21 protein-coding genes and 1 pseudogene are annotated in these 23,545 nt (G+C 38.6%); 5 read left to right on the forward strand and 17 right to left on the reverse strand.

Annotated elements, in window-relative coordinates; all coding sequences use genetic code 11:
• Positions 1-45: 45 nt before the first annotated feature.
• From JSQ81_RS05150 to JSQ81_RS05170, 5 genes are all read right to left on the reverse strand, one after another.
• Entirely contained in the window at positions 46-1,065 is a 1,020-nt protein-coding gene (locus JSQ81_RS05150; protein ID WP_212606648.1) for an ABC transporter ATP-binding protein, read from the reverse strand.
• On the reverse strand, positions 1,062-2,084 hold the full coding sequence (locus tag JSQ81_RS05155) for an ABC transporter ATP-binding protein (RefSeq protein ID WP_212606649.1): 1,023 nt from the start codon (positions 2,082-2,084) through the stop codon (positions 1,062-1,064). The genes JSQ81_RS05150 and JSQ81_RS05155 overlap by 4 nt, the downstream gene beginning before the upstream one ends.
• Before the next feature lie 13 nt (positions 2,085-2,097).
• Complete coding sequence (gene opp3C / locus JSQ81_RS05160) at positions 2,098-3,156, reverse strand: oligopeptide ABC transporter permease (protein ID WP_212606650.1); 1,059 nt, start codon at positions 3,154-3,156, stop codon at positions 2,098-2,100.
• Positions 3,153-4,085, reverse strand: coding sequence for an ABC transporter permease (locus JSQ81_RS05165; RefSeq protein WP_212606651.1), 933 nt, complete (start codon positions 4,083-4,085; stop codon positions 3,153-3,155). Before JSQ81_RS05165 ends, opp3C begins: the two co-directional genes overlap by 4 nt.
• A 124-nt stretch (positions 4,086-4,209) precedes the next feature.
• Positions 4,210-5,871, reverse strand: coding sequence for a peptide ABC transporter substrate-binding protein (locus tag JSQ81_RS05170; protein ID WP_212606652.1), 1,662 nt, complete (start codon positions 5,869-5,871; stop codon positions 4,210-4,212).
• Positions 5,872-6,016: 145 nt separating this feature from the next.
• On the opposite strand from JSQ81_RS05170, the gene JSQ81_RS05175 reads away from it, so the two are divergent.
• A complete protein-coding gene (locus tag JSQ81_RS05175; RefSeq protein WP_212606653.1) occupies positions 6,017-6,391 on the forward strand; it encodes a DUF3899 domain-containing protein in 375 nt (124 codons plus the stop codon).
• A gap of 156 nt (positions 6,392-6,547) precedes the next feature.
• Here JSQ81_RS05175 and JSQ81_RS05180 read toward each other — a convergent pair whose 3' ends face one another.
• The 4 genes from JSQ81_RS05180 to JSQ81_RS05195 form a co-directional block, all read right to left on the reverse strand.
• Positions 6,548-6,967 (reverse strand): hypothetical protein, encoded by a 420-nt coding sequence (locus tag JSQ81_RS05180; RefSeq protein ID WP_212606654.1) that lies wholly within the window; start codon positions 6,965-6,967, stop codon positions 6,548-6,550.
• 297 nt (positions 6,968-7,264) lie between these two features.
• Positions 7,265-8,542, reverse strand: coding sequence for a cation:dicarboxylate symporter family transporter (locus tag JSQ81_RS05185; RefSeq protein ID WP_212606655.1), 1,278 nt, complete (start codon positions 8,540-8,542; stop codon positions 7,265-7,267).
• Between the two features lie 140 nt (positions 8,543-8,682).
• On the reverse strand, positions 8,683-9,573 hold the full coding sequence (locus tag JSQ81_RS05190) for a response regulator (RefSeq protein ID WP_212607554.1): 891 nt from the start codon (positions 9,571-9,573) through the stop codon (positions 8,683-8,685).
• Between the two features lie 11 nt (positions 9,574-9,584).
• Entirely contained in the window at positions 9,585-10,847 is a 1,263-nt protein-coding gene (locus JSQ81_RS05195; protein WP_212606656.1) for a sensor histidine kinase, read from the reverse strand.
• Between the two features lie 355 nt (positions 10,848-11,202).
• On the opposite strand from JSQ81_RS05195, the gene JSQ81_RS05200 reads away from it, so the two are divergent.
• Positions 11,203-11,604: a hypothetical protein gene (locus JSQ81_RS05200; protein WP_212606657.1), complete on the forward strand. Its 402-nt coding sequence runs from the start codon at positions 11,203-11,205 to the stop codon at positions 11,602-11,604.
• Between the two features lie 65 nt (positions 11,605-11,669).
• On the opposite strand, the gene JSQ81_RS05205 is transcribed toward JSQ81_RS05200, so the two are convergent.
• The 4 genes from JSQ81_RS05205 to JSQ81_RS05220 form a co-directional block, all read right to left on the reverse strand.
• Complete coding sequence (locus JSQ81_RS05205) at positions 11,670-12,260, reverse strand: hypothetical protein (RefSeq protein ID WP_212606658.1); 591 nt, start codon at positions 12,258-12,260, stop codon at positions 11,670-11,672.
• A gap of 182 nt (positions 12,261-12,442) precedes the next feature.
• Positions 12,443-13,033 carry a hypothetical protein gene (locus JSQ81_RS05210; RefSeq protein ID WP_212606659.1) on the reverse strand — a complete coding sequence of 197 codons (591 nt, stop codon included), beginning with the start codon at positions 13,031-13,033 and terminating at the stop codon, positions 12,443-12,445.
• Positions 13,034-13,069: 36 nt separating this feature from the next.
• Complete coding sequence (locus JSQ81_RS05215) at positions 13,070-13,513, reverse strand: hypothetical protein (RefSeq protein WP_212606660.1); 444 nt, start codon at positions 13,511-13,513, stop codon at positions 13,070-13,072.
• A gap of 14 nt (positions 13,514-13,527) precedes the next feature.
• Entirely contained in the window at positions 13,528-13,803 is a 276-nt protein-coding gene (locus JSQ81_RS05220; RefSeq protein ID WP_371812511.1) for a hypothetical protein, read from the reverse strand.
• Positions 13,804-14,020: 217 nt separating this feature from the next.
• Here JSQ81_RS05220 and JSQ81_RS05225 point away from each other — a divergent pair, with 217 nt between their 5' ends.
• Complete coding sequence (locus JSQ81_RS05225) at positions 14,021-14,719, forward strand: SDR family oxidoreductase (RefSeq protein ID WP_212606662.1); 699 nt, start codon at positions 14,021-14,023, stop codon at positions 14,717-14,719.
• Positions 14,720-14,776: 57 nt separating this feature from the next.
• A pseudogene (locus tag JSQ81_RS05230) lies at positions 14,777-15,167 on the forward strand (globin).
• A 224-nt stretch (positions 15,168-15,391) separates the two neighbouring features.
• Here JSQ81_RS05230 and JSQ81_RS05235 read toward each other — a convergent pair.
• Positions 15,392-16,837 (reverse strand): carbon starvation CstA family protein, encoded by a 1,446-nt coding sequence (locus JSQ81_RS05235; RefSeq protein WP_212606663.1) that lies wholly within the window; start codon positions 16,835-16,837, stop codon positions 15,392-15,394.
• A 441-nt stretch (positions 16,838-17,278) separates the two neighbouring features.
• Here JSQ81_RS05235 and JSQ81_RS05240 point away from each other — a divergent pair, with 441 nt between their 5' ends.
• Positions 17,279-18,190 (forward strand): tRNA dihydrouridine synthase, encoded by a 912-nt coding sequence (locus JSQ81_RS05240; RefSeq protein ID WP_212607555.1) that lies wholly within the window; start codon positions 17,279-17,281, stop codon positions 18,188-18,190.
• Between the two features lie 270 nt (positions 18,191-18,460).
• On the opposite strand, the gene JSQ81_RS05245 is transcribed toward JSQ81_RS05240, so the two are convergent.
• From JSQ81_RS05245 to glgD, 3 genes are read right to left on the reverse strand one after another with little or no spacing between them, the layout of a single operon-like run.
• A complete protein-coding gene (locus JSQ81_RS05245; protein ID WP_212606664.1) occupies positions 18,461-20,884 on the reverse strand; it encodes a glycogen/starch/alpha-glucan phosphorylase in 2,424 nt (807 codons plus the stop codon).
• A 30-nt stretch (positions 20,885-20,914) separates the two neighbouring features.
• Positions 20,915-22,393, reverse strand: coding sequence for a glycogen synthase GlgA (gene glgA / locus JSQ81_RS05250; protein WP_212606665.1), 1,479 nt, complete (start codon positions 22,391-22,393; stop codon positions 20,915-20,917).
• A gap of 36 nt (positions 22,394-22,429) precedes the next feature.
• Positions 22,430-23,536: a glucose-1-phosphate adenylyltransferase subunit GlgD gene (gene glgD / locus JSQ81_RS05255; RefSeq protein ID WP_212606666.1), complete on the reverse strand. Its 1,107-nt coding sequence runs from the start codon at positions 23,534-23,536 to the stop codon at positions 22,430-22,432.
• Between the last annotated feature and the right edge of the window lie 9 nt (positions 23,537-23,545).

A 23,545-nucleotide genomic window follows, 5' to 3' on the forward strand; every position in this document is an offset into this window, starting at 1 on the left:
TCATTGTTGACTGTTCTAATTCATTAAAAAAGCCGTCCCAATTGCTCAGGACGACTCTATATGAATCGGGATTGCATCTTCCCGATCCATCACTTCTTCATCATGTAAATGGCAGGCGACAAAATGTCCCGGCTGCCTTTCCACAAATTCTGGCTCTATTTTAGAACATACACTCATTGCTTTCGGACATCTCGTGCGGAATCGACAGCCGCTTGGAATGTCGATTGGGCTTGGAACATCGCCTTTTAAGATAATTGGAATTCTAGAGCGCTCTAAATTCGGATCGGGTAGTGGAATCGCTGAAAGTAACGCCTCCGAATAGGGATGCATTGGATTTTCATACAGATTTTCGCTTTCCGTCAACTCCACAATCTTACCCAAATACATTACCGCAATCCGGTCACTTATGTATTTCACCATTGATAGGTCATGCGCGATAAATAAATAAGTCAACTCTTTTTCTTTTTGTAGTGTCTTCAATAAGTTAACGATTTGGGCCTGGATGGATACGTCTAGCGCCGCAATCGGTTCATCCGCCACAATAAACTGTGGGTCCACGGCAAGTGCCCGAGCAATGCCAATTCGCTGTCTTTGTCCCCCGCTGAATTCATGAGGATAGCGACCCGAATGACTTTTATTCAACCCGACAAGTTCCAACAATTCATTCACTTGTTGCTCCCGGTCCGCCTCGGATGAATTTGTTGCATGAATGAGTAACCCTTCCGATATTATCTCCATAACAGTCAGACGTGGATTAAGAGATGAGTATGGGTCTTGGAAAATCATCTGCACATCTCGCTTCTTCTTTTTCTGTTCCGCTTTACTATATTTTGCATGGACATCTTCATTTTCAAAAATAATTTCACCGCTTGTCGGCTGATAAATTTGAGTAATTGTCCTTCCAACTGTTGACTTACCGCAACCCGATTCGCCAACAAGGCCAAGGGTTTCGCCTTTTTTAATTGTAAAGCTTATGCCATCTACTGCTTTCAATGTATCTTTTTTATTTATTTTAAAATGCATTTTTAAATCATTAATAACTAATAAATCATCATTTTTCTTCATAGCTGTGCACTCCCAACTGTTTCAGGTGCGTGTTCCGGCGGCGTGCGGGAATCTTGCAACCAACATAATACAGAGTGACTCTCACTTATCTCTGTTTTTTTAGGATGGTAATCATGACACACTGCCATCGTATACGGGCACCTTGCAGCAAAAGGACATCCAGTCCCTAATGTAGCTAAGTCCGGGGGAGAACCCGGAATTGGTATAAGTGGTTCCGCTCTACTGGCCTTTAAATTCGGCATTGAACCAAGAAGTCCTAAAGTATATGGGTGTTGCGTTTCGTAAAATATTTCATCCAACGTGCCATACTCCACAACTTCTCCGGCATACATGACTGCTACTTTATCAGCCATATTCGCGACTACGCCAAGATCATGCGTAATAAGCACAATTGCAGTGTCCATTTTTTCTTGCAAGTTTTTCATCAGTGACAAGATTTGTGCTTGGATGGTAACGTCTAGTGCTGTTGTCGGCTCATCAGCAATCAAAACCTTAGGATTACATGCGAGTGCCATCGCAATTACGACACGCTGCCGCATCCCACCCGAAAACTGATGCGGATAAGCATTGAGTCTTTCCTTTGCATTCGGTATTCCTACAAGTTCCAACATTTCCATTGCTCTTTGTCTCGCCATACTTTTTGTTAAAGTTTGATGTTTCGTAAGTCCTTCCATAATTTGCTTGCCAATTTTCATTGTTGGATTCAATGATGTCATCGGGTCCTGAAACACCATGGAAATCTCGGAACCTCGCACTTTTTGCATGGCCTTTAATGGCAAAGCTAATAAATCTCGACCTTCATACTTGATTTCGCCTTGTGGAATAACCGCGCTATGTTTTGGCAATAAACGCATTATCGATTTTGCAGTCACAGACTTTCCAGAACCAGATTCACCAACAATTGCGAGGGTCTCCCCTTTTTTCAATGAAAAACTAACGCCTTTCACCGCAGTGATTGCTCCGTTTCGGGTCTTGAATGAAACGTGCAGATTATCTACATCTAGTATATTTTCTTTCATTTTTTGACCCTCCCTATCTTCTCATTTTCGGATCCAGGGCATCACGAAGACCATCTGCTAGTAAGTTAAATGAGATCATTATTAAACTGATAACAGCTGCTGGAAAAATAAGTTTGTATGAAAAATAACGCATAGACTTATAGCCATCTTCAATTAACACCCCGAGTGAAGCAAGCGGGGCCTGTAAGCCAAGACCGATAAAACTTAGAAATGCTTCAAAAAATATAGCCGTTGGAATCGTGAACATGACCGTAACAATGATGGGCCCCATAACGTTTGGCAATAGATGTTTACCTATCAGTCGTGCATTCGATGCCCCAAGTGTTCTAGAAGCAAGAATGAATTCCTGGCCTTTTAGTTGCAAGATTTGTCCACGCACGACACGCGCCATTCCTACCCAGCCGGTAACGATAAGCGCCAAGATGATTGAAGTAATCCCGGGTTCCAAAATTAAAATAAACAAGATAATCACAATCAAGTTGGGTATACCAACAAGCACTTCAATAATTCGCTGCATAATATTATCGAGTCGACCTCCATAAAATGAAGATATCCCTCCATATAAAACGCCGATTGCCAAATCAAGTGCGGCAGCAACTAGTGCAATGAATAGTGAAATCTGTGTTCCTTTCCAAACTCTTGTCCACAAATCCCTTCCGAATTCATCTGTTCCGAACCAATAATTTTCTTCTATATTTCTTATTTCATATACATCCTTACCTTTTACATCTTTCCCATCAAAACCAAGCCACCCCAGCCCATCCACTTTTGGCGGAAGGTTGGAGTGCATTAAGTTTTGACTCCGATGTGTATGTTCATTCATTGCTGGTCCTACCAAAGCTAAGAGGATTAATATACCTAGGACAATTAGAGAAAAAACAGCACCTTTGTTTTTGAATAGACGTTCTCTTGCTTCCTTCCAAAAGGAAATGGACGGGGTCGTTATTTCTTCACTAACGTCCTGATCCAATGGCGCGGCAACGAATAAATCAGCGGTAGGTTCAGCTAAACTCTTTTGCTCCGAATCGATAGGATTTGTATCTTTTTTGATTTTCTCGTTTACTTTTGTCATGACTGTTCCGCCCCCTTATAGTCAATTCGGGGATCAAGGAACCCATAAAGAATATCAACGACGAAAACGACAAATATGAATAGTGCACTATAGAAAAGCGTAATTCCCATAATAACACTATAATCGAGGACAAGAATTGATAAGGTGAACTGCTCTCCGAGTCCCGGAACGGAAAATATTTTTTCGATGACGAGCGTACCTGTCATGATGGACACCGCTAATGGACCGAGCATCGTGACAACCGGGATAAGCGCATTCCGTGTGACGTGCTTTACGATGACTGTCGACTCGCTCAATCCCTTTGCCCTAGCAGTCGTGACGTAGTCCTGTCCAAGTACCTCAAGCATTTCACTTCGAATAAACCTAGCAACCGTAGCGATAACCGTTACCGACAATGCAAAAGAAGGTAGGATGGTGCTAGAATAGCCTTCCCAAAGAGCAACGGGCAGCCACCCTAGTTTTACCCCTACATAATATTGTAGTAGTGCTGCAAAAACAAATGATGGAATTGACATACCCAGAACTGCAATTGTCACAGACAGGTAATCAAATACTGAGTTATGTCTCAAAGCAGAAAAAACTCCTAGTAAAAGACCTATAAGTGAACCAAAAATAAGTGCTTGCAGGCCAATAAATGCAGATGGTCCGATGCGATCACTAATCATACTGAAAACCGTCCGGCCTTCGTATTGAAACGAATAGCCCAAGTCTCCCTGAAGTAAATTACCAATGTATTTCAAATACTGAATTGCTACCGGTTGATCTAATCCATATTTCGCATTAAGAATTACCAACTGTTTCTCTGTTAACTTTTCGGGATTCGTAAACGGTGTTCCCGGTATAAGCTCCATAAGAAAAAAGGTGGCGGACACAATGACGAAAAGGGTAACAATCATGAATCCGATTCTCTTAAGTATGTAACTTTTCACATTGATCCCCCTATCTTTAAATACCACGCGTTACTAGTAAAATTCTATAGTTTGCTATGTACATACAATAAAAAGAGGGGTGCACCAGTTGGACACCCCCGTTTTTCTGACGCTTTAGTTTATATTATTCCTCAATATAAGCCCATTTGTAAGAGAATTCAGCGCCTGATGGATGTTTGACTAAATTCTTAATACTATCCCGCTTAAGAATTGCAGATCCCGTTTGGTAAAGCGGTGCGATTGCAGCATCTTCAACCAACAAGATTTTTTCAATTTCTAGTAACATTTCAAAACGTTTGCTTAGATCCGTCTCGCCATATGCTTCTTCAACCAGTTCGTTTAGTTTTGGGTTGTCGTAATCCATACGGTTGGCCGATCCGCCTTTCAACCACATATCCAAGTAAGTCATTGGGTCACTATAGTCTGGCCCCCAAGATGATAAGGAAATGTCATATGTGATAGCTTTTTCAATTTCAAGACGTTGCGCGAAAGGTACTGCCTTAATTTCTAGCTTAAATCCAGGAAGGTTATCTTCAAGCTGTGCTTGCAAATATTCTGCAACTTTCTTATGTGATTCAGAATCAGCAATGTTAATTGATACAGTGACTTCTTTTTCTCCAATTTCGTCTAATGTTTCTTCCCACAATACTTTAGCTTCTTCTGGAGTCCCTTTATTGATATCGCCGTTAAGGTCGCGGTAGTCCTTTTGATCTGGAGAGAAATAATATCCTCCTGCCACAAGTCCATACAGTGGTGTAGATCCATCTTGTAAGATGACATCCGTTAGCCCATCACGATCAATTGCCATATTAATTGCTCTACGGATTTCTGGATTTCCAAGAATCGGGTGTTTATGGTTAAATCGTAAAAAGATTATGCCGGATTCTTTTTCAATTTGAAAGTCCTCGTCATCTGCATATTGTGCAACGAGAGCAGACGTCAGTAATGTACGATCAATTTTTCCAGTTTCATAAAGATTTGCTCCAGTGGAAGGCTCTTTTACAACAACCACTTCAACCTTGTCGAGTTTTACCTTGTCAGCGTCCCAATAATCTTCGTTCTTTTCCAATGTCCATCCTTGCTCATGAGTCCAGCTAACAAGCTTGAACGGGCCGTTTGCTAACACATTCTCTGCTTCAAGTGCATATTGATCACCGAGCTCTTCAACAAATTTTTGATTTTGCGGAAGGAATGTCGGGAATGCAAGTAGTGTTTTAAACAACGGATTCGGACTTTCCAGCGTTACTTCAAGTGTAAAATCACCGGTCGCTTTAATACCGAGCTCATCCGCATCCATTTCCTCATTCATAATGGCTTCTGCGTTTTTAATGCCAGCTGTAGCAAGCATGTAGTTATATGCCCCTGCTTCTTTCATAACGCGTTTCCATGCGTACTCAAAATCAGCAGCAGTTACAGGATCCCCGTTACTCCATTTCGTTTCTTTTAATGTGAATGTATGAACGACTTCATCTTCACTTTCTTCATGTTTTTCAGCTAATGCCAAAATAGGTTCATTGTTTTCATCTTGGCGATAAAGACCCTCGTTAGTGTTGTTCAATACGTTGAAAGCCACGCCGTCATGTGCTTTTGTTGAATCCATAGTTGGGATTTCGGCCGAAGCACTTAATCTCAGCACTTGTGCTACTTCCTCTATATCCTCTTTTTTAGTACCTTCATCCTTATCTTTACTACCTTCATCACTATCCGACGAATTAAAGTTACAACCTGATAAAACAAGTGCAAAGATTGTTAGGAAAATTAATGCGAGCCACTTTTTATTCTTCATCTTTTGTTACCCCCTTGTATTAGTTGTCCTATATTTATATAATTGTAAATGCTTACATTCGTAATAGCAATAACAATTTAAATTATCGGTGTATTTCCCTGTGGAGGTTTGTTATTCCGTAGGAGTTAAAGGAGTTTAGTATCCTATGAAAAAAGTTTTTTTTACATCCCTGCTCGCCGCACCTATGCTGTTGTTTTTCTGTATGCTGCTATTCTCATCAACGAATCTTGTCCACTTGTTGGATTTCATCTTTTATATCGGGCTCGTTCTTTTATTAATTGGTAGCGTGATGTTAATCCTTCAAGCTGGATTTTTCAATGCCTTTATTACTACTTCCAAACACTTCTTTTCCACTATTAGTAAAAGAGAGCAATCTATACGGCGCTTCGAAGGAAAAAATAGGGGAAAAGCAAGTTATAAAAAAGAGTACCCCCTTTTAAAAAAGATTTTATTGCTTGGCGTTGTTTATTTTTCATTTAGTCTCATCGGTTCAATCGTTATTGTCTTTTTAAGGTATTGACAGGTACCTGTGCAAGGTGCAATTATGACAATTCACGATTTTGTATAAAAAATCAAAAGGATACCGACAACATGTTATGTAGTCGGTACCCCCTTCTTAGTTTATGCAATTGTAGTGTATTTTTCGAATTGTGTCTTGCACAGGTACCAAAATTTTTCACCCATTTGGATTTTCATCCCTACTGACTTCAACCTTAAATATCTTAGGATCTAATTTATATTTTACGGCAGTTTCTTCAAAAATCCTCTTTACCTCTACTCGTTCTTGTTCATTTGCTTCCTTATTTGTGAGAGTGATTTCAATCCGAATGTCATCTTCATCATCCATAATTCCAAGTATACTGTGTTCATATCCTTTTTCCCTTAACCTTTCCCCAAGATTTTTATAGAATCCAACTTCCTTATGGTAGGATGCCAGATAGTCATTCGCCTCTTCTACTGAAACCTCTCGATTATTTTCTTGTAATAAAGTACCGGCGTCATTTCCTCCATTTGAAAATCTAGCATAGACGGATAGCATAATAATAACGAGTAAAAGCAGACTTAAACCAAATAGACCGCTGTCCCTCACTTTCATAAAGATCACTCCCCGTGTTCTTTATTGATATTATGCCTATGAATTTCAATTTATAATTAGACAAGTCATGCAAAAAAAACGCACAGCCTAGGCCATGCGTTTTAGCAGTTGCACTTATGAAAAGTACCTTTTTGACGGTACCTGTGCAAGGTGCAATTATGACAATTCGCCACTTTGTATAATAACTCAGAACGATTTCTACAAAGCGTTATATAGTCAACTTCCCCTTCTCAGTTTATACAATTGTAGTGAATTTCCTGAATTGTTTCTTGCACAGGTACCTAAATTTTCTCCAACTTACGCGAGTTCCTCAGCTGGATTTATATTATAATCTTCGCTTTCCGCAGGTTTGAAGCGGCCTTCGGATTTTGAAATAACAATTGTTGCTGTTGCATTTCCAAGTACGTTTACGACTGTTCTACCCATGTCAAGAAGTCTGTCGACACCGGCAATGAATGCAAGACCTTCAAGTGGGATTCCGACTGTTCCGAGTGTCGCTAGCAGAACGACAAAGGAAACCCCTGGCACGCCTGCAATTCCATTAGATGTGACCATCAAGACTAAAACTAATGTAATTTGTTCCATAACACTCAAGTTTATATTATACATTTGTGCAATGAAAATTGCTGCAAGTGCTTGATAGAGTGTAGAGCCGTCTAAGTTAAATGAATACCCCGTTGGAATAACGAAGGAGACAATGTCTTTTGGACAACCTTTCTTCTCCATTTTCTGCATCAATCTTGGCAATACTGTTTCTGAACTTGCAGTGGAATACGCTAAGAGTAATTCATCTTTTAATAATTTGATTGTCGTAAAAATACTTGACCCTACCATCTTTGAAATGACACCAAGTACAACAACAACGAAGAAAATCATCGTTACATAAACGAGAATCATTAATTTACCAAGCGGGATTAACGAGCTTAAACCGAATTTTGAAACAGTCACGCCAATTAACCCAAATACACCAATTGGTGCAAATTTCATAATTAGATTCGTCACCCAGAACATCGCATCTGCCGTTCCCTGGAAAAACGCCAAAACAGGTTTTCCTCTCTCTCCGATCGACGCAATCCCTAACCCGAATAATACCGAAAAGAAAATTAGTGGAAGCATATCCGCATTTGCCATCGAATCCACAATATTACTTGGCACAATGCCCACCAAAACATCCATAATTCCTTCATTTTGCACATTTTCTGTCGTTTGAACATATTGATCAATATCGCCTTTAGCAAGTGATGACATATCGATGCCTTCACCCGGCTTAAAGATATTTGCTGCCGATAATCCGACAACAATTGCTATTAAAGAAACAACTTGGAAATATAACATTGTTTTCCCGCCGAGTTTGCCTAATTGTTTGATATCTCCAGTCCCAGCTACGCCGACAATTAACGTAGATATAATAATTGGAACAACAATCATTTTAATCATATTAATAAACATTGTTCCGAGCGGCTGCAAATAAGTTTCAATTGCAGGGTTTCCGTAAAAAACTGCACCAACAATAATCCCTAATATTAATCCGACTAGGATTTGATAGGCTAAAGGAAATTTAAATTTTCTTTTCATCAATAGTCACCTCTTCATCTTTTGTAAACGCTTTCTCAAAAAAAGTAAGCTTAAAAAACAGTTTACGGGAGACTTATTGAATCCTACAAAATCCGACATTTAAAGAAAACTTTTTTACCAATACCAATTTATCGAAAACTTTAAGGTTGATTGTATTTATCAATAACTTCACGATACAACATTTGAAGGAACTTCCGGCTATTTATTTTCACTTTCATTGGCGTATCATCATTCTCTTGAATCTGCTTCATGCGACTTCTAATTTCCCCGAAGTCAAAATAGCGAGGCGCGTAATATTCGAATTCTGGATTGGTGTAATCAATTGAGCCTAATGAAGCTAAGTTGTTTACAGCAGCAATAATTGTTCTTCGGATCCGTTGTTCAATGGCTTTACATTCTTTTTCCACGTTTTTGGCACCCATTTTTTTTGCGACTGCTTCATATAATTCTTTTAATGAAGGCACCTGAGCGTTATAATCCCCATTTTCCATTAGAATTTCAATCATCGATACGATATCATCGCTTCCTGCTTCACCGACTATTCCCATATCATTTAAAATGGAGAGGACAGTTTCTTTCACGTTTCTTTGCGTTTTTGTCTTCGTATTCGTATTCGGACCGAGATTCACTAATGATTCTCGGATTTGCAATAAAGAATTTTTTAGTTGGAATTGTTCAGCCGTCTTCTTTAAAATACTAGACACTTCAATACGATTAATCGGTTTATGTATAAAGTATTCTACACCTCTTTCATAAGCCTCCCCTACCATTTCTTTATTTACAACTTGAGAAATCATAATAAATTGTCCTTGAAACCCCTCATTTTGTAACTGTTCAATCGTTTCAATTCCATCTAATTCCGGCATTAAAAAGTCAATTAATACAAAATCAGGCCGCGTTGAAAGGATAAAAGAAAGTGACTTTTTCCCACTCTCCGCTTCACCTATCACTGCACCAAGACCGCCCTCAGTTATAATTTGCGCTAACATTCGACGGCTTGCTGTATCATCATCTACAATAAAATATCGCAGTTTTCTTCAACTCACTTTCTAATATTTTCAGTTGGAATTTCGATTCGAAAGACCGTTCCATTTCCTGGTGTTTCTATTCGAATTTGACCTTTTAATGTTCGAATAATTTCTTGAACATGCGACAAACCGATTCCTGTCGCCGCCACCCCTTGAACGCTAAACTTTGTCGTATAACCAGGTTCAAAAATAATGGAAATATCCTCTTTTGGAATTCCATCTCCAGAATCTTTAATAATAAAATAAGTAGTTTCTCCTTCTTCAAATAACTCTAAAATGATTTCACCTTTATTCTTAATCGATTCAACAGCATTTGCTGTAATATTATTCAATAAAGCAAGAAGAGGGATTTGTTGATTCGTTTCAAAATCACTCGATATTAATTCATGAAAAGTAATATTTTTCTTTAATAACTCACTATATTTTTTATTTGAAGTCATTACTAAATCAATTAGATCGGACAAAAAGAAGTTTTCATTTCTTTTTTCATTTGTCATTTTAGATAGCCCCGCAAAAATCCGCTGCGAATCTTTTTTTACCTCATGAATTTCTTGCGCGATAAGTAATGCTTGTACACTCAACTCATGAAGCTCTTTCTTTTTTAATCTTCTATATAAATCATGACTGGAGGCGGTAATTTGTTCGATATGATCCATCGATTTCTGCAAATACAAGGTTTCCGCATACAATTCAGAACCAAGACTAAGCGTCTCCTGCATCCGTTTCTTATGTTCCGAAATAATAATCGAGCTATACAGACCAACGACAAAATAACTCCGCAGTACTGCGACTCCCCCTAATAGTATCCATTCATGAAACGTTACATTCACACCACTTAATAACAACAATCTCGCAAGTTGCTCTGCACTATTTCCAATAAACTCAAATCCAGCAGCCCATGCTCCTAGGAGAAGTGGAGACGTTTTATACTGCTCTATTTTGATAAAGTTCAATCCGAGTGCATATAAAAAATAAAATAGCAAAACAGGCGAATGAGTTTTTAAACTCACAGCCAAGTCTGTTTGATGAAGCATGTCGCCAAATAACCGAAAACAAACGACTGTTAGACCCGTAATTAGACCCGTACGGATCAGAGATGCCGGAGGTCGAATAAGAATTAGCAGAAAGAAAGCAATACTGCCCAATCCGAAACGAAAAGCATCACCATTAAAAGGAATCACTTTTATTTCGCTCGCAATAGCAGTCAACAGCGCTATAAACACTAAGTATAACCCATCACTTCTTTTGAAATTATTATTGAAAAGGTTATTTATCAAAACTGCTGGCCTCCCTTGCGCATCTGTCTATTTATTTTAACAAAAAGTATATACGCTCGACTAATATTATTGCATACATAGTATATCACGGGCCGGGTTGTACTCCCTTTCCATGATACCTTACTTCATAATATTTAAAATCAAATAACCACGCCAACAAATTCGGCAGCGTGGTTGCTTTATCTAGTACTATTTATTTCACTTAAGCCCGACTAACTACACAAGGAGTTTTTACACATTTCATACCCATGATTACAATACTATTAGTATTTGTTGTAAAATAGAAATAGATTTAGAAGTCAGATATACTGAAAAGAAGTTTCTACAACTATGAATTAAAGGAGTTTAAACAAACATGAGATTCGATGACATTATTGCCTTCACTATTCTTTTTCTATTCCTCATCGGCAGTATAATGATTATGGTTAATGTCTTCAAAAGCAGGCCTTTAAAAATATTTAACGGGACAAAGTACCTAGGGATAACAAAAGTTAGTTTATCCTTTAAAGTATTTGATACATACTTTGTGCGGAATTATTGGATTCGGCCAAATGTTACCTATGAAGTTTTTTACAAGTTAAAAACTGAAGAAGGCAAGCTTACGATGTCCCTCGACAATCAACTTTTTGAAGAAACGACAACCTCTGTGGAAGGTTCTGTTCTCATGACGTTTGATAAATTAAAACCTGTCGTAAAACTCGTCGGAGAGAATGCTATAAACGGTCATGCTGAAGTTAAATTAATTAAACATCAATGAGCTGTTCCTTACAAAAATAACCATGGTAACAAATTCAGCAACGTGGTTACTTTAGCTTGTACTATTTATTTCACTTCTTCATAAGTGAAGCCATCTATTGTCATCACCTTATTATCTTCTTCCAGACTTTTTAATAACTCTAACTGCTCTTCAGTAATCGACAATACGATTGGAAGTGCACTGTTTGGTTGTAAAACGCCTGCCTTCTCTTCGGTCATTTCAATGGGTTGTCTTTCCCATACATACTCATTATTTTTGTTTCCTAACGTATAAATGAATTCAATGTTTTTGATCGCCACAGGTAATCGGTTGATCCCTAATAGGACTAACTTCGGATTCCCGCTATCATCTCGGTAGGCATTCACAATATAAACTGTGAAATCATTCTTCGCCCCCATATTCGGGTATTGTTGAATGACTTTGTCTAATTCGCTGTAAAATTGATTGTTTTCGACAGTTACACCAATCTCTTCATCACCTTGTAAAACTTGCAATTTCAAGCCTTGTTCGTTTCCGACAGTTTCATCGTTATTTGGCTCATTCTCTGTTTTGTTTTCTTCATTAACAACAGGTTTTCCCGTATTAATTTCCAACTTCCCACATGCCGCTAAAGCAAGAATAGATAAAATCATTAATAACACCAAGTACTTTCTCATTTTGATATCTCCTGACATAAATATAAAACTAGTCTTTATGAAAGAGCGTCCGCACTGAAGTCAAGCTATTCAACCAATGAATAGCCCCTCTTTTCAAGCGACTTATCCACCCCATATTTCGCCACTTCATAAAAATAACCGCGCCAACTAATTTGGTAGCGCGGTATTTTATCTGTTAATATTTATTTGACTTCTTCATATTTGAAGTCTTCTATTGACATCACTATATTACCTTCCTTTAGACTTTTCACTAACATTTTTTGTTCGTCAGTAAGCGGTAAAACTATAGGAAGTGCACTGTTCGGCTGTAAAATCCCTGCAATTTCTTCTTTCATTTCAACTGGTTGTTTTTCCCAGACAAACTCTTCATCTTTGTTTCCCAACGTATAATTGAATTCAAAGTTTTTAATCGCCACGGGTAATCGGTTGATTCCTAATATGACTAACTTTGAATTTCCTTCTTCATCATGTAGTGTATCCACTACATAGAGACTAAAATCACCCGCTGCCCCCATATCTGGATTTTCTTGAATGATTTTGTCTAGCTCGCTATATAGTTCATTATTTTCTACAGTTACACCAACCTCTGCATCACCTTTAATAACTTGTAATTTCAAGCCCTGTTCGCTCCCTGCTGTTTTATTACCAGTTGTCTCAAACTCTGAGTTATTTTCCCCATTATCTACAGGTTTTTCTGTACTTTTTTCTGTCTTTCCACATGCTGCTAAAGCAAGAATTGACAAAATCGTTAATAATACCAAGTACTTTCTCATTTTAATTTCTCCTAACTTAAAAACCAATTATTTTTTCTAATGTGTAATTTCAATATTTCGTAATTCACCTAAAAGTTCAGTTGCTTGATAGGTTTCTTTTTCTTTTGACAACCCTTTCGTCATCACTTTTATATGTAAGACGAATCCCTCGTTCGGTTTTAAGTCCCCTAAAAAATATTGTGGTAGGTCCAATTTCACGCCACTTAACCGCGCTTCAGGATTACCTTTCACGCGAAATGCAAGTTCCGCTTTTAAGCCGTTAATCGTTTTTTCGGTTTTATTTACGAATACACCGATAACAGTGAGCATCCGATCAACGTGCGAGTATAGACCCCTCAATATTACAAAGTTAAGCGATTTCACTTCGAAATTGAATTCTTTTTCAGTGAAAAATGTTTGAATATCTGACAATTCTCTTTGTATCTCTGGATCATTTTGTTGGTTTTCATGCGCTTTTGCTAATACGATTTTTATGGCCACAAATTAAATCTCCCTTAATTTACTAGATTGCCTATCTTTGTCGCTATCCAATTCAATGATGCTTTAACATTTCCAATCAGACCTTCTGTACTATAAACTTCATTCTGCAATCTCATTAATTCATTGTTTAAATCGTCTAAATTACGATCAACGTTATTTATATAGGTCGATAAACTTCCCTTGATCAAAGAACTTTTAAATATATTATTATGTTCTTTCAATAGCCGGCCTTTCCAATATGCATGATTCTCCCTAGATTCCTCATTCAACTTACTTTTAAAATCCAGCAAATCACTTTTTAACTCTATAAATTTTACTTGTAAAATTTTAATAGATTCAATTCTATCATTTAATGAAGCAAGTTGCCAATTGCATTGATTCAACACAGTTTGCTTTGAGTTGTATTGATTTTGAAACGATTGTTTCTCGCACAGGTACCTAAATTGGATTCAGCAGCTAATTAGCTTATAATAGTATTACAACGGATCAGAAGGGATCGATCAAGTTTTGAATAAAAAGATTGCTGTAATTACCGGTGCTGGAAGCGGATTAGGCGCATCGCTTGCGAAAAAATATGCGGAAGACGGGTATCATGTTTGTTTACTCGGAAGAACAGAAGATAAATTAGAGCGTACTGCGAAAGGTATACCAAACGAAGATCCTTCAATTTTCCAAGTAGACGTATCCTCTAAACAGGAAGTCTCTCAAGTTTTCACAAAGATTAAAGAAAACTTCGGCACTGTAGATGTGCTTGTAAATAATGCAGGAGTCGGCGTGTTTGATTTAGCGGAAAATTTATCAGAAGAAGCGGTCCATCAAATGATAGACATCAACTTAAAAGGCACGATATTCTGTACGCAAGAAGTACTCTCTGACATGAAAGAAAGGAACAGCGGCAGCATTTTAAACATCGTTTCCACGGCTGGATTAGAAGGAAAAAAGACGGAATCCGTTTACTGTGCAAGTAAGTTTGGTATACGCGGATTCCACGAAAGTCTGCTCGCCGAGCTAGAAGAAACAGACATTCACGTATTCGGCGCCTATATGGGCGGCATGAAAACAGAATTCTGGGACGGCATTTTTGACGCATCTCAAACAGCGGGATTAATGGATCCGGAAGACATTGCTGACATCATCTACCATAACGCAAAAGAACGAAGAAATTTGAATGTGGAGCAAGTCGTGATTAAGAATCATGGAATTTAAATAAGCATCTGTTTGTATTGTATTTAAAATACTGTTCATCTTGAAGGAGTAATGACTATGTCAAAGAAATCTTTACATACTTTATACGATGACATCGGTGCCGAGAAAATCGAGGAATTGGTAAACGCTTTTTACCCGAAAGTGTACGCTGATCCAAACTTGATTCCCATTTTTCACGGTGATATCAATGAAATCATGAACAAACAGCGGCTCTTTTTAACTCAATTCACTGGCGGCCCGCCGCTTTACAGTAATGTATACGGACCTCCAGCCATGCGCGCGCCACATACCTCATGAAGTCACACCGACAAGAGCCGAAAGCTGGTTACGCTGCATGAAAGAAGCTTTTGAAGAAGTTGGACTAGATCAAAGTCCTGCAGGTGAGGCATTTTATGAACGTTTAACACAAGTCGCAGCCATTATGATTAACAGCGAAGAGCCTGTATGAGTGTTTTCAAAGGCACCTTTCAAAGGTACCTGTGCATCACACACTTATGACAATTCCTAAACATGGATAAATATAAAAAAGGGTATCGATAAAGCTGAACACAGTCGATACCCCTTTTTATTTCATGCAATTGTAGTGAATAAACTGATTAGTGTCTTGCACAGGTACCCAAAACTCAAAAACTGATTTCCCCTACAAAAGGAAATCAGTTTTTTATTTAACTATTAATTGTTCGTTTCTACTACTACATTTTTCACTGCAATCTCTCGATGGCGAACAATTTGTCGAATGTACATTAAAAACACAATAAATGTGATAATACCACCGATAGTAATCGAAAGTGTGTAATCCAAGTTCAATCCTTCAGGTGCGTATAAGAAGTAAGTTGCGACGACACCTGTCATAAAGAGTGCTGGAATCCCCGCGAGTATATGCGCATGTGCCCGTCCTTCTTTCAGCAAATAAGAAACGACAACCCATAACATGATGGTAGCCGTAAGCTGGTTTGTCCCGCCTACATATCTCCATAAAAATGAGTAGTCAATCGTTGATAATAAAAATGCTGGAACACCAAGCACAACAGTCGCCATGACAACTGTACGTTTTTTGTCTGGATCAAACCATTTCGATACTGACTCCATAATAATCATTCTTGAAGAACGAAGCGCAGTATCCCCTGTCGTTATCGGTAAAATAATCACTGCAAGGATGGCTAAAATCCCTCCGAATGTACCAAGCATCGTTGAAGACATTTCATTAATGACACCTGCCGGACCACCCGCCGCAAGAGCTGCTTGAAGTCCACCTGTTCCACCGAAAAACGTCATTCCCGCTGCTGCCCAAACGAGTGCGATCACACCTTCTCCAATCATTGCACCGTAAAAGATTTTGCGGCCTTCTGACTCTTTTTTCATCGTTCTAGAAACAATCGGACTTTGCGTTGAGTGGAAACCTGAAAGTGCTCCGCAAGAAATCGTCACCATCAATAATGGCCAAACCGGCAACTCCCCAGGATGTAAATTACTTAAGGTCAAATTGGGAATTGTATAATTACCAAACAGCAGAACCACCCCTACCGCAACCGCCATAAAGATAATGATTGCACCAAAGATCGGATAGATTTTACCGATAATTTTATTTATAGGCATAACTGCTGCGATGAAGAAGTAAGCAAAAACAATCACTAATGCACCTATAAAGGGAATCGGTGTAATTTGAGCGATTAACTGTGCCGGTCCTGCTGTAAAGGCTGCAGTTACTAAAATCATTAAAATTAGTGAAATGATAACAATCGATTTCCGAGCAAAGGTTCCTAAGTATTTTCCCACAATTTGTGGAAACTGTGCGCCCTTATGTTTTAAAGATAACATGCCTGAGAAGTAATCATGAACCCCTCCTGCAAAAATCGAACCAAAGACAATCCATATAAATGCCACAGGCCCGTACAATGCACCTGCAACCGCCCCGAAAATAGGTCCTAACCCAGCAATATTTAATAGTTGGATTAACCACCCTTTCCACCAGCTCATCGGTACATAATCCATACCGTCATTTACGGTATACGCGGGCGTTTCACGAGTATCATCAATCTTAAATGCTTTCTCGATCACTTTCGAATAAACCGCGTACCCGGCTAGTAATAAAATAATCGATCCTAAAAAAGTAGCCATTTACGCGAGCCTCCTATAATTTAAAAATACTAACAATTTAATATAATGACAATTATATACTATAACAATATAAAAACAAGTGCACTCTTTTCTTTTCAAAAAGGTACCTGTGCAAGGTGCATTTATGACAATTCACGTCTTTGGATAAAAATTTAAAGGAATATCGACAAAGCGTTATGTAGTCTATATCCCTTTTACATTTTATGCAATTGTAGTGTATAATCAGAATACTGTCTTGCACAGGTACCTAAAAATGAATACTTGTAAAGATGAAGTGATACGTGGTATAAGTGTAAAAGGTATAAGTCAATTGAAGATGAATAAAGGATTTTGCAATGGATAAGTATCGTTTATCTATATTGCAATAGGAGGATATAAATTTTGAGCAACAAGGATAATTTTTGGCTTGATTTACCGAAGCCGTTTTTTATATTAGCACCGATGGAAGATGTCACGGACGTTGTGTTTCGTCACGTCATTAGTGAAGCAGCAAGGCCAGATGTTTTTTTCACAGAATTTACAAACACTGAAAGCTATTGTCACCCTGACGGAAGAGCTAGTGTACGAGGTCGTTTAACATTCACAGAAGATGAACAACCGATTGTCGCTCATATTTGGGGCGATAAGCCTGAGTTATTTGAACAAATGAGTATCGATATGAAAAAACTCGGGTTTAAAGGAATCGATTTAAATATGGGATGCCCAGTACAAAATGTGGCGGCAAAAGGAAAAGGTGCTGGATTAATACGTCGTCCAGAAGTGGCAGCGGAAATTATTCAAGCAGCAAAAGCTGGTGGATTGCCAGTTAGTGTTAAAACAAGATTAGGCTATGTCGACCTTGATGAATGGCGCGATTGGTTAGGTCATATATTCAAACAAGGTATTGCGAACCTATCCATTCACCTTCGTACGAAAAAAGAAATGAGTAAAGTAGATGCACACTGGGAACTAATCCCTGAAATAAATAAAATGCGAGATGAAATTGCACCAAATACACTGTTGACAATTAATGGAGACATTCCTGACCGTGCTACAGGATTAAAATTAGTAGAACAATACGGTGTTGATGGCGTAATGATTGGTCGCGGCGTTTTCACGAATCCATTTGCTTTTGAAAAAGAACCTAGAGAACATAGTGTGGAGGAATTTCTCGATCTATTATTTTTACAGTTAGATCTCCACGATAAATATTCAAATGAAATAGAACCACGTCCATTTAAAGCTCTTCTACGATTTTTCAAAATCTATATTCGTGGATTTAAAGGAGCAGGCGAACTCAGAAACCAACTAATGGATACAAAGTCAACCGATGACGTACGTCGTATGGTAAAACTGTTTTTAGATAAAGAATAACTAAAAATAAAAAGCCGCTGGAAAGTCAGTAACAATCGACTTTCCAAGCGGATTCTTTTTATAAGCAAGTAGGTACCAGCAAGTAGGTACCTGTGCACGACCCATTTATGACAATTCATCGATTTGGATAAAAATTCAAAAAGGAATCGACAAAGCGTTATAAAGTCGGTATCCCTTTTTAGTTTTATGCAATTGTAGTGAATTAACTGAGTAGTGTCTTGCACAGGTACCTAAAAAAGGTACCTAAAAAAGTACCTAAAAATTCTCCCGTTACACCGGCTTGACCTTCCATATCTCTGTTGCGTATTCCTTGATTGTTCGGTCGCTTGAAAACTTGCCTGAATACGCGATGTTCGTCACGCTCATGGAGAGCCATTTTAATTTATCTCGGTATACTTGCTCCACATGCTCTTGTATTTCCAAATAAGGTTCGAAGTCTTTTAACACAAAATAAGGATCATTGTTATACAGAATATTGTAGTAGATATCTTTAAATTCAATTTCATCGGTGCCGAATCCATTATTTAATTGATCAAGAATCCTGCTGATACGGTCATCACTATGATATAAATCCATTGCGCGATAGCCGCCTTGATTATTATACTGTATGACTTCATCAGATTTTAAGCCGAAAATGAAAATGTTTTGATTCCCGACTTCTTGTTTAATTTCAACATTCGCACCATCCAATGTGCCGACGGTTAAAGCACCATTCATCATCAGCTTCATATTCCCTGTGCCTGACGCTTCTTTCCCGGCTGTTGAAATTTGTTCACTAACATCGGCGGCAGGTATGATGCGTTCTGCTAGACTCACATTGTAATTCTCTATAAAAACGACTTTTAGCTTATCTCGGATATCCGGATCGTTATTTACAATCGTTGCGACCTTATGAATGAGTTTAATAACCTCTTTGGCTAAATGATAACTTGGTGCTGCTTTTGCTCCGAATATAAAAGTCCGTGGTGTGATATCCATATTCGGGCAGGCTTTTAACTGATCATACAAGTACATTATGTGAAAAACCTTCAGCAATTGCCGCTTATATTCATGCAATCGTTTTACTTGCACGTCAAAAATCGATTGATCATCCACTAGAATACCTGTACGGTCATGGATGAGCTTAGCCAAAATCTGTTTATTTTCAAGTTTTACTTGATTGACCTTTTCTAAAAAAGGCTGATCACTCGAATACTTTAACAGGTTGATTAGCTGATTCGGACGCTGAATCCATTGTGAGCCTATAGATTCCGTGATAAGTGCTGATAGTTTTGGATTTGCCTGTAGCAACCAGCGGCGGTGGGTAATTCCATTCGTCTTATTATTAAAACGTTCAGGGAAAAGTGAATAAAAGTGCTTCATTTCCTGTTTTTTTAATATTTCCGTATGTAATTTGGCTACACCATTTACACTAAAACTACCTACAATCGCCAGACGCGCCATGTGAATCTGTCCATCAGCTATAACTGCCAGCTCGGGAATATCCTCCCTTAATTCCTGATGGTCAAACCAAATCCCTTTACAAAATCGTTCATTAATTTCATCAATAATCATATAAATTCTTGGTAATAGCTGCTTCATCATCTCTACCGGCCATTTTTCAAATGCCTCACTTAATGTCGTATGATTCGTGTAAGCGATGACTTTTGTCGTTACCTTCCAAGCATTATCCCAGCTGAATTTAGCTTCGTCTAACAATATTCGCATAAGTTCCGGGATTGCCAAAGTTGGATGCGTATCATTTATTTGTATGACAACCTTTTCTGCCAAGTGCTTTAGAGACTTTTGATTATTTTGCTGGTAGGTTTTTATGATTTGTTGCAAACTCGCGGAAACAAGAAAGTATTGTTGCTTTAATCGCAGCTCTTTCCCTTCATATTGGGAATCATCCGGATACAGATAACCGGAAATTTGTTCAATCGAATGCTGATGATCCAGTTCATGGTAATAATTTGAACTTTCATCTGCAAAGTCTTCATGCGCTTTTACCGGTTCGGCACTCCAAAGCCTGAGTGTATTCGTGACGCCATTTTGATAACCGATAATGGGAATATCATACGGAACAGCCATTACTTTGTCCGTATTTTCATATTTAAATTCAAGATTGCCATCTTGTTTCTGAAACATGCTGACATCCCCGCGAAAATTAATACTAACCGCTTCATCCGCCCGCCTGGTTTCCCATGGATACGGGTTCTTTAACCAATTATCAGGGAGTTCAATCTGATTTCCATGAATAATTCGCTGTTCAAATAAACCATAACGGTATCTGATGCCAAAACCATGACCAGCATATTTCAGTGAAGCTAACGAATCAAGGAAACATGCTGCTAAACGGCCTAATCCACCGTTTCCTAAACCAGCATCATGCTCCTGACCATATACTTCTTCCGGATTGAAACCGAGCTTTTGAAGGGCTTGATTTGAAATATCCAGCATCTCGCAATTAAGCAAATTGCTTTTGAGCAAACTGCCAATTAAAAACTCCATAGATAAATAGTAAACTTGTTTATTCATTTTTTCTTCATACTTCTTTGTTGTAGCTTCCCATTGCGGCATCATTTCTTCATTTACAATAGAAGCAATTACATAATAAATATCGCTATTACGAGCATCGTGTAGATCTTTTCCCGTTTCTTGTTTTAATTTATGACCCATTTTATCAATAAACTCATCTACTGTTAGTTCAGGCAAAAAACTTCTCTCCCTTATGGCGCATAATGGTTAAACTTCTTGCACCTGAAACTTCAATCTGTCCACACCTTCACCTTCGTCGTGTGGCATTTTACTTTCTATTAATCTGCGGTAAAGCGCCGTGTATTCATGTGCTGATTCTTTCCAGCTAAATCGACTTTTATTCACATTCTGACCTAGTTTCGTCCACTGCACGGGCTGATGAAAGATTGATAACGAATAGTTCAAAACAGTCAAGAGGTCATGTGCATTATAATTCGTAAAACTAAAACCATTTCCTTCATCCGTCACCTCATTATAGGCATGAACGGTATCTTTTAGCCCCCCAGTTTCACGTACAATCGGCACGGATTTATACTGCAAGGCAATAAGCTGCGCCAATCCGCAAGGTTCAAATAATGATGGCATGATAAAAAAGTCTGATGCTGCATATAATTGACGGGCCAACGCCTCATCAAATGTCAACATGGTCACTAATTTATTGGGATGGCGGTCAACAGCTTCTCTGAAAAAGTGTTCAAATTCGGCATCCCCGGTCCCTAAAATAATTAGTTGAACGTCATTTTCAAGAAACGCATCTAAAATATGTTCCACTAGATGCAACCCCTTTTGTTCAACTAGCCGGGTAATGATTGTGTATAGCGGCTTATCCGCGTCAATCGGCAAGCCAACTCTTTCCTGTATAAGTAACTTGTTTTCTTTCTTTTTAATTCTTGAAGATCGAAAAGGTACAGGAACGGCAGGGTCCGTTAATGGATTATATTCTTTTGTATCAATCCCGTTTAATATTCCCACCAAGTCCGCTTCTCTTTCTAATAGAATCGATTCGAGCCCCTCGCTAAAGTAGGGGTCCTTGATCTCCTCCGCATAAGTCGGGCTCACTGTCGTGATTTTATCTGCATGAAACAGGGCGCTCTTCAGGCAATTCAACATACCGTTCCATTCCATTCCCGCGATGTGTTCATCTGGTAATTGGAAGAAGTCGGAATAGGTATCCAGTTTCATGAGACCTTGGTACTTTATGTTATGGATTGTAAACACGGTTTTCATATGGGCAATCGGCTGTTTAATTTTTGCAAGCGCGACAGCGATTCCTGCTTGCCAGTCATGCGCGTGCAAGATATCTGGTGTAAAGTCGAGATGATGGAGTGCTTCTATCACCGCATGGCTAAAAAAGACAAAGCGCTCCCCGTCATCATAATAGCCGTAGATCCCTTTTCTCGTGAAATAATACGGATTCGAAACAAAATAATACAGTATGTTTTGATGGGTTAACGTATAAATGCGTACTTCCTGATTACGCCAGCCGAATTCCACATTGAAAGAGGTATGGTAGGTCATTTGTTCCCGCCATTCCCCGTCGATTTCATCATAAAGAGGCAAAATCACACGTACATCGACTCTTTCATTCGTTTGCAACGCTTGCGGAAGAGACCCGATTACATCTGCAAGTCCGCCTGTTTTAACAAAGGGTGTGCATTCTGATGCGACAAATAATATTTTTTCCATTGTTGATCTCTCCTATATCGTAGTCCGGGGTGTCAATCACAATGTTGTACTTTTTGCGACGACATATGGCTTTTCTTTCGATCCGATTAATTTTTGATTAGCTGTAACATGCACATCTTTATCCAGGATGACATTTTCCAAATAAACACCCGCTTCAATTTTACAACGTTGCATGATAATGGAGTTTTTAATAGTGGCGCCCTCTTCTACTGAAACCCCTCGAAATAATATACTGCCTTCTACGTCTCCATCGATTTGACAACCATTGCCTAAAATCGATTTTTTCACAATCGCGCCTGTTCGGTATTTCGTTGGTGGTTGATTACCTATTTTTGTCCGGATGAATGGTTGTTTATAAAATAATGCGCGGTAATTCTCTTCATTCAATAAATTCATATTATGTCTATAATAACTTTCAATCGAGTTTACAAATACGCCGTATTCCTTATTTTCATAAGTTTGCACTTTTAAATCAGCGAGCCTTTCCTTTATGCCATGCACAAAAAAGTGATCTTCGTTGTGGGCGATACATTGATCCACGAGTGACATTAATAATTCCTTATTAATAATATACACGCTTGTAAATAGTTCATGATTGTTCAAATCATTCGTTATTTTTGTAACCCAGCCTTCCTCGTCCTTCTCAATTCGATAGCAGGATTCGTGTTCCGCATTTAATGATTTTTGTTGCGTCGATATAAGCGTGATATCTGCTTTCCGCTCAAGATGGAATTTAAATGCATCCGAATACTCAGTATTAGAAACATACTGCCCCCCGCTCACTAGAACATAGGCCGATTTACCACGATTAAAATAATCGCGATTATTATGGAAAAATCGCAAGTCGCCTTTTGAAATGTCAGACGGATCATTCCAGTCTGGCGGCAAGATAAACAAACCGCCATTTTGCCTGCCCAACCCCCAATTTTCCCCCGTCTCCAAATGATCCATTAATGAACGGTATTTACTGGAAGTGAAAACAGCTATCTCTTCAACACCCGAATCTCCCATATTGGAAAGCGGGAAATCTATTAAACGATACCTCCCCGCAAACGGGATAGAAGCGCCCGAGCGAAAATAAGTTAATTCGTGAAAAAAGTGGTGCTCATGCTCTAAATTAATCAAACCCATCATGGTTTCCATCTGTCTGCC

The organism is Sporosarcina sp. Marseille-Q4063 (genome assembly GCF_018309085.1).
Taxonomy (GTDB): Bacteria; Bacillota; Bacilli; order Bacillales_A; family Planococcaceae; genus Sporosarcina.